Below are 11746 nucleotides of genomic sequence, written 5' to 3' on the forward strand. Positions count from 1 at the left end.
AGCTGACTCCGTCGGTGTGTAGCGCAGCCAGGTAGCGCATCTGCATGGGGTGTAGAGGGTCGGAGGTTCGAATCCTCTCACACCGACCAAATTCCCCGGTAAAGGCCTTGTCAAACGACAAGGCCTTTTCTTTTGCCTGCGATTTGCCGCACAGGCGTGAAGCCAGTGGTGATGCACGCTGGTCGCTGTTGGCGCGAGCGGATTGTGCAGCCACCGCGCTTTATGGTGTAGTAACGACTCTGTTGCTCATTTGCCTGGCGAGGCCTCTCGTGTCTGCATCCGTATCTAAACCCTGTTGTCTGCTGATGCTCACCCTGCTGCTGGTGGGCTGCGCCACCCCTTACGAGAGTGAAAAGTCATTCTGGAACGGCCAGACCGGTTTCTCCCAGACCCGGCTTGGCCCGGACAAGTGGCAACTGGAGTTTGTCGGCAACGATCTGGTGGACAGGGAGACCGCCCGCAAATATGTACTCAAGCGGGCAGGGGAGCTGGCACTGGCAGAGGGTTACTCCTGGCTCAAGGTCGATGAGCTGACCATTAACCGCGATGCCGTCAGGGTGACCCCATCACGGCCGATCTTCGGCTTTGACGAAGATGAACCTGATCTCTTTATGGCCCAGATGCAGGTGCAGCATACCATCTCGGCGCTGCTCACTTTTCGCCTGTTGCCACGGGCACTCGATGAGCGAACTCTGAATGCGAAATATCTCGCCGAAATCAAAATAAACAGTGATTAATATTGATGGTTTGCAAGATCCATATCACATACACCTAATGGCAGGATAAAATTCTGGATAAAGCCTCTAGATTTACCCCCTGCTTTTAGGCATTCTCCCAGCATACCAGCCGCCAGGAATCAACGGCTCGGATCACAAAAACGGACTGTAGTGGCTCCCACGCCACTGTTTACGGCTTGCACCAATCAAAACCGGGACTCCCCCATGAAAATGAATAAACTGACGGTCGCCATCCTCATCTCCATGATGTTTGGCATCCTCACCGGCCAGGGCTATCGGATGTTTGCCGCAGATCAGGCTGCGGATTTTGCCAGTAACATCACGATCCTGACCGATATCTTCCTGCGCCTGATCAAGATGATCATCGCTCCCCTGGTCTTCACTACCCTGGTGGTCGGTATCGCCAAGATGGGCGACACCCGCACCGTGGGGCGTATCGGTGCCAAGACCCTCGGCTGGTTCATGCTGGCCTCCCTGATGTCCCTGAGCCTGGGTCTGGTGATGGTGACCCTGATGCAGCCGGGTGTGGGTCTCTCGCTCTCCCTGCCCAATGACACCGCCAGCTCTGGCATTGCTGCCGGTGCCATTACCCTGAAAGATTTTGTGACCCACGCCATCCCCAAAAGCGTGGTCGAGGCGATGGCCACCAACGAGATCCTGCAGATCGTGGTCTTCTCCCTCTTCTTCGGTCTGGCTGCCGCCGCGCTCGGCGATCTGGCCAAGCCGGTGGTGGTGCTGATGGCCAGCGCCGCCGAGATCATGCTGAAAGTGACCGGCTACGTGATGAACTTTGCGCCGTTCGCGGTATTTGGCGCCATCGCCGCCATGGTGGCCAAAGAGGGGCTGGGTATTCTGGTTACCTATGGCAGCTTTATGGCTCAGTTCTATATCGCGCTGGCCTGTCTCTGGCTGCTGCTGATCGCCATGGGTAGCGTCTTCCTGCGTGGTCGCGTCATCAAGCTGCTGGCGATGATCCGCGAGCCCATCCTGCTGGCCTTCTCGACCGCCAGCTCTGAAGCCGCCTATCCGAAGACCCTGGATCGTCTGGAGAAGTTCGGTTGTGACAAGCGCATCGCCAGCTTCGTGCTGCCGATGGGTTACTCCTTCAACCTCGACGGCTCCATGATGTACTGCACCTTCGCGGTGATGTTCATTGCCCAGGCGTATGGCATCGAGCTCTCCATGGCCCAGCAGATCACCATGCTGCTGCTGCTGATGGTCACCTCCAAGGGGATGGCCGGGGTACCGCGCGCCTCTCTGGTGGTGATTGCCGCCACCCTGAACCAGTTCCATATTCCGGAAGCTGGCATTCTGCTGCTGCTGGGGATCGATCACTTCCTCGACATGGGCCGCTCAGCCACCAACGTGCTGGGCAACGCCATCGCCGCCAGTGTGGTGGCCAAGACCGAAGACAGTCTGGGTGAAACCGTCGCACTAGGCGAGAGTGAGCCAGCCAAAGCCTGATCACAACGCCATGAAAAATAAACAACAACGGCCCGCCAATGCGGGCCGTTGTTGTTTATGGCTCGTCTACACTGCTAGATAGTTTTCATCTGGAGTGTACGGTTATGAACATTGCTCGTCGGCTTCAACTGATAGCGCTGCTGGTTATGCTGGCGCTTGTTTTCCTCAGCTGGTTCAGTATCAACCGCCTTGGGGCTGGCAATCGAGACTTGAGCTATGTGACGGACAATACGGTGCCCAGTATTGCGCTGATCAAGGAGGTGCAGGCTGCGTTCTATGAGCTGCACTCCCGAGTGCAAAGTCACATTCTCAATACCGATGATGGCAAGATGCAGCAGATAGAAGCCGATATTGCCGAGCATCGCAAACAGATCAATTCGCAACTGGAGAAATATAAAGCAGAGATGCTCTCCAATGACGAAGACCGACGCCTGACCGACGATGATCAACGTATTATCGCGCAATATTATCAGGAGATAGACAAGGTTCTGCAGCTCTCCAGACAAAACAAGAACGATGAAGCGCGAGACATGTTGGCGGGAGAAGCCTCCAGACTGTTCCAGCAGTTTGCCAAGGCAATCGAGCTTCACGTCAACTTCAATATGGATTTGGGACTGGCGCTCAAGAAGCAGGGCCAGGAGAACTACGACAACAGCCTGCAAACCTTGTTGTTTATCGCCGGTGGTGCCACCGTACTGACGATGGGGCTGTTTGTCTGGTTGTTCAATCAGGTGGCCAATCCCCTTCGCACCGCCATGGATACCCTGACCCGGATCCAGCGCGACCTCAACTTTACCCTCAGAGCAGACGTGAAACAGCAGGATGAGATTGGCCTGACCCTCAATGCGGTTAACCGGCTGCTCGATACGCTGCAACAGACATTTACCGAATTTTCCGTAGGCAGCTTGCAGATCAAGAGCACTGCCGAATCCCTCTCTCAGGCAGCGCAGCACCTGGCCAGCTCGGCTAATCAGGCCAATGATGCCACCAGTCTGATCGCCGCCGGTGTGGAAGAGATGACGGTCAGCATCACAGATATCTCCCAGCGTACTCAGGAGACGAGCCGTATCACCAACGAGTCGGGGCAACTGGCGACCGAGGGAGGCCGGACCATCGAGCGCACCGTTCATGCCATCAACGAGATCGCCGACTCGATCCGGCAGGCCTCGGCCGAGGTCATTGCGCTGGGTGAGGGCATTTCGCGCATTGGCGGTGTGGTCAACGTGATCCGTGATGTGGCGGGGCAGACCAACTTGCTGGCCTTGAACGCGGCCATTGAAGCGGCGAGGGCCGGGGAGTCCGGCCGTGGCTTTGCGGTGGTGGCGGATGAGGTGCGCAAACTGGCTGAGCGCACAGCCCAATCCACTCAGGAGATCTCCGCCACGGTAGAGGCGATCCAGCAGGAGTCGAACAATACGGTCTCCCGCATGCATCTGGTGGAGGAGAAGGTGAGCCAGGGGGTCACCATGGCGACAGAGAGTGGCGCCATTATTGCCGAGATCCGCAGTGCGTCGCACCGGGTGATGGAGCAGGTGGGCGAGATCACCAATGCCATTCGCGAGCAGAGCTCGGCCGCCGAGTCGATTGCCCATCAGGTGGAGCAGATTGCTCAGGTCGTGCAGCAGACCAGCAGCACAGCGGAAGAGACCTCGGCGGCAGCCGAGGAGCTTAATGTCACCACCGAGAGCATCCACCAGCAGATATCCCGTTACCGTATTCAGTAACGCCGAGAGTTGTTATCCATCCGCTATCCCCGCCAGCCAGCTGGCGGGGATTTTTTTATATGGCTTGCTTAGAAGCCTGAGCCCGGTTGCTGCAAAAATGCCGCCTCTTCCGGTGTGCTGGTGCGACCCAGAATGTCGTTGCGGTGGGGGAAGCGGCCAAAGCGTTCGATGATCACCTGATGACGGCGGGCAAAGTCGGCAAATCCGGCAAAGGTCGCCTGCGCCGGTGTGCCAGCCTGCTCGGCAGCGAGTGCTTCGAACAGGGCCACACTTCTGGCCTGCTGCTCCCGGGATTCAGCATGTTCCAGCGGCAGATAGAAGAAGACCCGCTCCAGTGGTGAGAGGGATTTGTCCGCCCCGATGGATAGCCCTTTCAGGCAGAGATCCCGTGCCAGTGGATCCTGGGCAAAGGCCGCAGGCGTGCCGCGATGGATATTGCGGGGCAGCTGGTCGAGCAACAGGATCAGCGCCAGCCTGCCGTGGTGCAGATCGGCCCAGTCGGCCAGCTCCCCGTTGGCGGCCGCCTCTGCTTGCGCGCCAAATTGCTTGGCAAGCAGGGCATCCGTTTCGCTGCTTTTCCCCCACCAGGGGGGCTTGCCGTGTGGCCCGCAGGACATCATCGGCTTCGTCGCCAAACCAGAAATCGAGCAGAGGTTGCCAGGGTTGCATGGGAACTCCTTGAGGTGATTCAGAGGGAACCAGGAACAAATGGCTCAGGGGTGCTGCCGAAACGGCGGCTTCTCGTTACACTGTGCCATCTTTTGCCCGCAAGACGTAACCCCCCGATGGCGATCGCCGGATTTTTGGCTCGGCCGATGATGGCCTGCGATCGCCATGAGGTGGTCCTGTTGACCCTGGTGGTTATCGGGACGTACACCTCTCTCGCGGTGTTGTTCTCACTGATATAAGGAGTCTCTGATATGGCCGGAACCAGTTTGTTGGCCCTGCTCGACGATATCGCCAGCGTGCTTGATGACGTGGCGCTGATGACCAAGGTCGTGGTGAACAAGCGCGAGACATTTTTCGGGAAGACGTTTCTCACTGATATAAGGGATCTTTGATATGGCTGGAACCAGTTTATTGGCCCTGCTCGACGATATCGCCAGCGTGCTCGATGACGTGGCGCTGATGACCAAGATGGCGGCGAAGAAGACCGCCGGGGTGTTGGGGGATGATCTGGCCCTCAACGCGGAGCAGGTTTCCGGGGTGCGTGCCGAGCGGGAGCTGCCGGTGGTGTGGGCGGTGGCCAAGGGGTCATTTCGCAACAAGCTGATTCTGGTGCCCGCCGCCATCGCCATCAGTGCCCTGGTGCCCTGGCTTATCACGCCTCTATTGATGCTGGGAGGCGCCTACCTCTGCTTTGAGGGGGCCGAGAAGCTGGCCCACAAGTTCCTGCCCCATGAGGCGAGTGAGGGGGAGGCACACACTGCTCCTATTCCCGATGATTTGGCCGCGTTTGAGCAGCAGAAGGTAAAGGGAGCGATCCGCACCGATTTTATTCTCTCTGCCGAGATCATCGTCATCGCCCTTGGCACGGTACAGGGAGCAAGCCTCGCGCTGCAGCTCTCGGTAGTGGCGGGCATCGCCCTGCTGATGACCATCGGGGTCTACGGGTTGGTGGGGCTGATCGTCAAGCTCGATGACATCGGTCTGCATCTGCTGCAAAAGCCTGATGGCAGCGCCCTGCGCCGCGCGGTGGGGCAGGGACTGTTGGTGACGGCGCCCCGTCTGATGCACCTGCTGGCACTGGTCGGCACCATCGCTATGTTTATGGTGGGCGGCGGCATTCTGGTGCATGCCTGGCCCTTTGCCCATCACCTGATTGAAGGCGCAGCCGCTGTCGTTGCCACCCTGCCCACAGTAGGGGCCGTACTGGCGGCGGTGACGCCGACTCTGCTCAACGCCGTGGCCGGTGTGGTGGCGGGTCTGCTGCTGGTTGCCGTGATGACGCTGGTGAGCCGTCTTGCCCCGGCCAAGGGATAAGCGAGCTTGCGGGCCATGTTCTCTTTTTTCCTCTCTTCATTTTTTGGTCAGCGGGACGCTCGGTCTCTGACTTGCTGCCCGCAGGTCTGTTGCGCCTCCCGATAAAGGCCTTTGCGAGAAGCTATGTATCAACAACAGTGGAATAACGACCATATCTACCCGGGCCTCGACAGCACCGAGCTGGAAGCGGACATGCGCGCAGCCCGCCACGCGCTGGAAGAGCTGGCCAGCTATATGGCAGGTCTGGACGGGGTGCGCGGCGATGACGCAGCGCTGCTGGATTTCTTGCGGGAAGTGCGGTTGCGCGCCCGCGATATTCGCCATGTCGGCTGGAACGTCGCCATTCTGGCCGCGTGCCGCGGCAGTCAGGATGCGCGGGATCCGCAGGCCAAACAGCTGGCGTCCCGTGCTCGCGCCCTTAATGCCGATCTGTTCAAGACCCTGGCGCCGGTGGAAGATCTGATGCTGGCGTTGCCGGAAGAGGAATTTGCCGCGCTGATGGTGGATCCGCTGCTCGGTGAAGAGGCGTACCGCCTGCGCCACGAGCGTCGCTTGCAGGATCAGCGCCTGCCGGTGGAGGCGGAGCAGCTGGTGATCGGTCTGGGCACCGATGGCCTGCACGCCTGGGGCAACCTCTACAACGATCTGGTGGGCAAGATCCGGTTAACCATTGATGGCCGCGAGATGGGGCTGGCCGAGGCAAGCAATCTGCTCTCCAGCCCGATACGTGCGCTGCGTTTAGAAGCCTTTGATGCCATCAGCGCCGGTTGGGAAGGGGAGCAGGAGACGGTTGCCGCTATCCTCAATGCCCTCAACGGCTGGCGGCTGGAGCTGGCCCGTCAGCGCGGTAAAACCCGTGTGCTCGATGCGCTGGATCTCTCCTGCCACCAGAGCCATATCGAGCGTGCCACCCTCGATGCCCTGATGAGCGAAACCTGGCGAGCCCGTGGGTTGGGTCAGCGCGCCCTGGAGCTGATGGCCGAGCGCCTTGGTCTCGACGATTTGGGGCCGGAGGATCTCTTTGCGCCGCCGCCAGCTTCCTGCAGCCGTGACATTCCTTTTGATGAGGCGATCGAGTTGATTGCCGATGCCTTTAGCCGTTTCGATCCCGAGATGGGGGAGTTTGCCTGCATGATGGCCGAGAAGGGGTGGATTGATGCGGCCCCCACGCCAAATCGCCGCACCGGCGCCTACTGCACCAAGTTTGCCGAACCGGTCGAACCGCGGGTCTTCGTTACCTATGCCGGTACCATGGACAACGTCATTACCCTGGCCCATGAGGTGGGTCACGCCTGGCACAACTGGGTGATCCGCGATCTGCCGATGAGTCAGCGCAGCTACCCCATGACGCTGGCGGAGACCGCCTCCATCTTCGCCGAAACCCTGGTGCGCAGCGCCCTGTTCGAGCAGGCGCAAAGCCCGGAAGAGCAGTTGGCCATCGCCTGGGCGGAGGCCGACGGCGCAGCCACCTTCCTGGTCAATATCCCGGCCCGCTTCGATTTCGAGCAGGCCTTGGTGGCCGAGCGGGCGCAGGGTTATGTGCCGGCAGAGCGACTCAAGGCACTGACCGACGAGGCGTGGGGACGCTGGTATGAGGGGAGCCTGACCCGCTATCACCCCATGTTCTGGGCGGCCAAGGCGCACTTCTCCATCGCGGGGCTGGGCTTTTACAACTACCCCTATCTGTTTGGTTATCTGTTTAGCCTCGGGGTCTATCAGCAGTTGATGAGCCGCAAGGCGGCGGGGGAAGAGGGCATTGCCGAGGCCTATCGTGCCTTGTTGCGCGATACTGGCCGGATGAGCGCCGAAGATCTGGTAGCCAAGCATCTGGGGCAGGATATCCGTGAGGCCGCCTTCTGGCAGGGGAGTCTGGCACAGGTAGCGCAGGCGGTAGAACGCTTCGCGCAGTTGCCTGCCTGATTGGGTCAGCGGTGATATGAACAACAGGCCCCCGGACAGTCTCGCTGTCCGGGGGCCTGTTTGTTATGCCTGCTTTTGTTGCGGTTTGATGGGACCAACGAACAGAGGACGGGTCTGGTGAGTCAGATCCGGCTGATAGCCGTTGAAGAAGAGGTTGAGCAGCACCGAGCTGATGGTGGCCAACAGAATACCGCTATGAAAAAGCGGTTGTAGCTGCGCCGGAAGCTGCTGGAAAAAATTCCCGGAGACCGTCGGGATCATGCCAATTCCGAGACTGATGGCGACGATATAGAGGTTGTGGCGGTTGCTGTTGTAATCGGTGCGCGCCAGGATGCGAATGCCGGTGGCCAGTACCATACCGAACATCACGATACCGGCGCCCCCCAGCACGAAGGGCGGGATGGAGGCGACCAGCACCGACATCTTGGGGATGAGGCCAAAGGCGAGCAGGATCCCCCCGACATCACGCAGACCCAGCGACTCGATACCCCGGTCACGCTCACCAGACCGATATTCTGGGAGAAGGAGGTGTGGGGGAAGCTGTTGAATATCCCACCAATAATGGTGCCGATGCCATCCACCCGCAGCCCGCGTACGATATCACCGCGCCTGGCCGGATGGCCGACGATGTCGCCAAGGGCCAGAAACATCCCCATGGATTCGATAAAGGTGATGAGCATGATCACCGTCAGAGTGGCGATGGAGATGGGATCGAAGGTGGGCCAGCCGAAGGCGAAGGGCACTATGGGGGCAAACCAGGCTGCCTCGCCGAGGCCATCGAGGCTTACTTCGCCCATGGCGATGGCCACCGCGAAACCGAAGATGATCCCGAGCAGCACCGAGATATTGCTGAAAAAGCCCTTGGTGAAGCGGGTCACCAGCAGGATAAAGACGAGCACCAGAAAGCTGGTGCCGATATAGCGCAGGCTGCCATATTCCGGATTACCCTTGCCCCCCGCCATCCAGTCGATCCCCACCTGCATGATGCTGATCCCGATGGAGGTGATAACCACCCCGGTGACGACGGTGGGGAAGAGTGGCATCAGCCGACCTATCAGCGGCACCAGCAGGGTCGAGATGATACCGGCGGCGATGGTGGCGCCGAAGATGCCCGTCAGCCCCAGATCCGGGTTGGCTCCGATGGCCAGCATGGGCATCACGGCGGCAAAGGTGACCGACATGATGACCGGCAGCCGGATCCCGGCAAAGCGGCCAATCCCGACACATTGCAGCAGGGTGACGATGCCGCAGCAGAAGAGATCCGAACTGATAAGGTAGGAGATTTGATCCTTGGGCAGCCCCAGACTGCCGCCAATCACCAGTGGCACCGCCACGGCGCCGGCGTACATCACCAGCACATGTTGCAGGCCCAGGGTAAAGAGTTGGCCCATGGGGAGCATGCGCTCCACTTCATCCACCGGGCGCTTGCGCGCACCCGGTCGGGGGAGGGGGGATTGGTCTCGTTCATGAACAGATCACTCCTTGAAGCCCGCGCAACTGCTACAGGCAAGATAGTGAAAGCCGCAGCTTTCCCGGTCATTGATCTCGTGTATTGACAGAGGTGCCAGATCCCTCGGCAGTAGTGAAAGGGATCCGGTGCAGCACGGGTCAGTGCACAAAACATGCACAACGCCGCTCACGAGAGAAAACGTTTGGCGATAACGCCTTGTTTTTGCGGGATGAGTCACATACCGGCCAGATAAGTGTCCGGCTGCTGGCAGGGGAAGGAGGTGAGGGCATCTCAGATTGGTAAGGGGTTTATCATTATCGGTCTGGCGATCTCACTTTGATAGCCGGGCACCATAACGTTGCTCGCAATGCGTCCCTCTGCATGTGACGGCGCTCGCGGGCCGCAGGGCGCAATCGGGGGCGGGGGCGTGATCCAAAGCAAGAAAGTTGGATGTTTTGGTGGCGCACGGGGCCGCCGCTGGGGTAGTTTCGATAAAACCGACACAGATCCTGAGGTCTTATCCATGATCATCTATCTGCATGGCTTTGATGCCACCAGCCCAGGCAATCACGAGAAAGTGCTGCAGTTGCAGTTTATTGATGATGATGTGCGTTTCGTGCACTACAGCACGGTTCACCCCCGTCATGATATGAGCCATCTGCTCAAGGAAGTGAAAAAACAGCTCGATATGAGTACCGATCCCAAGCCGCTGATCTGCGGCGTGGGTCTTGGCGGCTACTGGAGCGAGCGCATCGGCTTTCTGTGCGGCATTCGCCAGGTGATCTTCAACCCCAACCTCCATCCGGAAGAGAACATGCAGGGCAAGATCGACCGGCCGGAAGAATATGACGATATCGGTACCAAGTGTGTAACTGAATTTCGTAAGAAAAATTCAGGAAACTGCCTGTGTATCCTTTCCGTTCAGGATGAAGTGCGCGATAATCGGGACACTGAACGTGAATTGAAGAACTATTACGACATCGTGTGGGATGAGCGCGAGACTCATAAGTTCAAAAATATCTCGCATCATCTGCAGCGGATGAAGGCCTTCAAAGAAGCCTGATCCATCACGTCGACCGATTTCGTTTTAGGGAGCCAATGGCTCCCTTTCGTTTTGAGGAACCGAGGAAAATCATCATGATGAATATTGTCGTTGTAGGCGGCGGCGCCGGTGGCCTGGAGCTGGCCACTAGTCTGGGTCGCAAGCTTGGCAAGAAGAACAAGGCCAAGATCACTCTGGTCGATCGCAACCGCACCCACCTGTGGAAACCCCTGCTGCACGAAGTAGCCACCGGCTCCATGGATGCGGGCATCGATGCCCTGAGCTACCAGTCTCACGCCAAGAACCACGGTTTCGACTTCCAGCTCGGCACCCTGACCGACATCAAGCGTGACGATAAACGCATCGTGCTGGCCCCGATCCACGACGACAATGGCGACATCGTGGTCAACGAGCGCGAGCTGCCCTACGACTATCTGGTGATGGCCATCGGTTCTGTCTCCAACGACTTCAACACCAAAGGCATCAAGGATAACTGTATTTTCCTCGATAGCCCCTCCCAGGCGCACCGCTTCCACAACAGCATGATGAACCGCTTCCTGCAGTTCGCCACCGAATATCAGCCAGGCGACAAGGTGAAGATTGCCATCGTCGGCGGCGGCGCAACCGGCGTCGAGCTCTCTGCCGAGCTCTACAATGCGGTTGAGCAGCTCTACGCCTACGGCTTCAAGAACCTCACCACCGATAGCCTGAAGGTGACCCTGGTGGAAGCGGGCCCGCGCATTCTGCCGGCTCTGCCGGAGCGCATCAGCGGCGCCGCTCATCAGGAACTGGTCAAGCTGGGTGTGGACGTGCGTACCGCCACCATGATCACCGAAGCGACCAGCGACGGTCTGCACACCAAGGATGGCGAGCTGATTGAAGCTGACCTGATGGTGTGGGCGGCCGGTATCAAGGCACCTGACTTCATGAAGGATATCGCTGGTCTTGAGACCAACCGCATCAACCAGCTGGTGGTGAAAGAGACCCTGCAGACTACCCGTGACGAGAACATCTTCGTTATCGGTGACTGCGCCGCCTGTCCGCAGCCGGATGGCAAGTTTGTGCCGCCGCGCGCCCAGTCTGCCCACCAGATGGCCAGCCAGGCATTCAAGAACATTTTGGCCAAGATGAACGGCGGTGAGATGAAGCCCTACCTCTACCACGACCACGGTTCGCTGGTCTCCCTCAGCCGCTTCTCCACCGTGGGCAGCCTGATGGGCAACCTGATGCGCGGCTCCATGATGGTTGAGGGCTACATTGCCCGTCTGGTTTACATCTCCCTCTACCGGATGCACCAGATCGCCCTGCATGGCTACGTCAAGACCGGCCTCATCATGCTGGTGGGTCGCATCAACCGTGTGCTGCGTCCGACCCTGAAGCTGCACTAAGCCGGGATTTGTCACAATTCGGAATAGCAAAAGGAGAG

At 59.1% G+C, this 11746-nt stretch carries 8 protein-coding genes, 1 tRNA gene and 2 pseudogenes; 9 read left to right on the plus strand and 2 right to left on the minus strand.

The features are described 5' to 3' along the window. The first annotated feature begins 12 nt into the window (after positions 1–12). The 4 genes from ACTG2B_RS07970 (at position 13) to ACTG2B_RS07985 (ending at position 3925) form a co-directional block, all read left to right on the plus strand. Positions 13–89: transfer RNA gene (locus ACTG2B_RS07970), tRNA-Pro, on the plus strand. A 216-nt stretch (positions 90–305) separates the two neighbouring features. Beyond that, a complete protein-coding gene (locus tag ACTG2B_RS07975) occupies positions 306–737 on the plus strand; it encodes a CC0125/CC1285 family lipoprotein (protein ID WP_041235087.1) in 432 nt (143 codons plus the stop codon). Between the two features lie 204 nt (positions 738–941). Next, positions 942–2201 (plus strand): dicarboxylate/amino acid:cation symporter, encoded by a 1260-nt coding sequence (locus tag ACTG2B_RS07980; RefSeq protein WP_043819404.1) that lies wholly within the window; start codon positions 942–944, stop codon positions 2199–2201. Between the two features lie 104 nt (positions 2202–2305). Further along, positions 2306–3925: a methyl-accepting chemotaxis protein gene (locus ACTG2B_RS07985; protein ID WP_439995486.1), complete on the plus strand. Its 1620-nt coding sequence runs from the start codon at positions 2306–2308 to the stop codon at positions 3923–3925. A 68-nt stretch (positions 3926–3993) separates the two neighbouring features. Here ACTG2B_RS07985 and ACTG2B_RS07990 read toward each other — a convergent pair. Continuing rightward, positions 3994–4594: pseudogene (locus ACTG2B_RS07990) on the minus strand (DUF924 family protein). Positions 4595–4845: 251 nt separating this feature from the next. Here ACTG2B_RS07990 and ACTG2B_RS07995 point away from each other — a divergent pair. The 3 genes from ACTG2B_RS07995 (at position 4846) to ACTG2B_RS08005 (ending at position 7828) form a co-directional block, all read left to right on the plus strand. Further along, positions 4846–4986 (plus strand): hypothetical protein, encoded by a 141-nt coding sequence (locus tag ACTG2B_RS07995; RefSeq protein WP_021231002.1) that lies wholly within the window; start codon positions 4846–4848, stop codon positions 4984–4986. Position 4987: 1 nt separating this feature from the next. Further along, positions 4988–5908, plus strand: coding sequence for a DUF808 domain-containing protein (locus ACTG2B_RS08000; RefSeq protein WP_439995487.1), 921 nt, complete (start codon positions 4988–4990; stop codon positions 5906–5908). Between the two features lie 123 nt (positions 5909–6031). After that, a complete protein-coding gene (locus ACTG2B_RS08005; RefSeq protein ID WP_439995488.1) occupies positions 6032–7828 on the plus strand; it encodes a M3 family oligoendopeptidase in 1797 nt (598 codons plus the stop codon). Between the two features lie 63 nt (positions 7829–7891). Here ACTG2B_RS08005 and ACTG2B_RS08010 read toward each other — a convergent pair. Then, positions 7892–9296: pseudogene (locus tag ACTG2B_RS08010) on the minus strand (nucleobase:cation symporter-2 family protein). 505 nt (positions 9297–9801) lie between these two features. Between ACTG2B_RS08010 and ycfP the strand changes: the two are divergent. Further along, positions 9802–10341, plus strand: coding sequence for an alpha/beta hydrolase YcfP (gene ycfP, locus ACTG2B_RS08015; protein ID WP_005334000.1), 540 nt, complete (start codon positions 9802–9804; stop codon positions 10339–10341). Positions 10342–10415: 74 nt separating this feature from the next. Continuing rightward, on the plus strand, positions 10416–11708 hold the full coding sequence (locus ACTG2B_RS08020; RefSeq protein WP_005353047.1) for an NAD(P)/FAD-dependent oxidoreductase: 1293 nt from the start codon (positions 10416–10418) through the stop codon (positions 11706–11708). The last annotated feature ends 38 nt before the right edge of the window (positions 11709–11746 follow it).

It is taken from the genome of Aeromonas sp. 30P (genome assembly GCF_051919805.1).
Lineage (GTDB): Bacteria > Pseudomonadota > Gammaproteobacteria > Enterobacterales > Aeromonadaceae > Aeromonas > Aeromonas veronii.

Coding starts and splice junctions, on each gene's coding strand:
- ACTG2B_RS07975 (WP_041235087.1), top strand. CDS start 306: ATGCTCACCCTGCTGCTGGTGGGCTGCGCCACCCCTTACGAGAGTGAA.
- ACTG2B_RS08000 (WP_439995487.1), top strand. CDS start 4,988: ATGGCTGGAACCAGTTTATTGGCCCTGCTCGACGATATCGCCAGCGTG.
- ACTG2B_RS07980 (WP_043819404.1), top strand. CDS start 942: ATGAAAATGAATAAACTGACGGTCGCCATCCTCATCTCCATGATGTTT.
- ACTG2B_RS08005 (WP_439995488.1), top strand. CDS start 6,032: ATGTATCAACAACAGTGGAATAACGACCATATCTACCCGGGCCTCGAC.
- ACTG2B_RS08020 (WP_005353047.1), top strand. CDS start 10,416: ATGATGAATATTGTCGTTGTAGGCGGCGGCGCCGGTGGCCTGGAGCTG.
- ACTG2B_RS07995 (WP_021231002.1), top strand. CDS start 4,846: ATGGCCGGAACCAGTTTGTTGGCCCTGCTCGACGATATCGCCAGCGTG.
- ycfP (WP_005334000.1), top strand. CDS start 9,802: ATGATCATCTATCTGCATGGCTTTGATGCCACCAGCCCAGGCAATCAC.
- ACTG2B_RS07985 (WP_439995486.1), top strand. CDS start 2,306: ATGAACATTGCTCGTCGGCTTCAACTGATAGCGCTGCTGGTTATGCTG.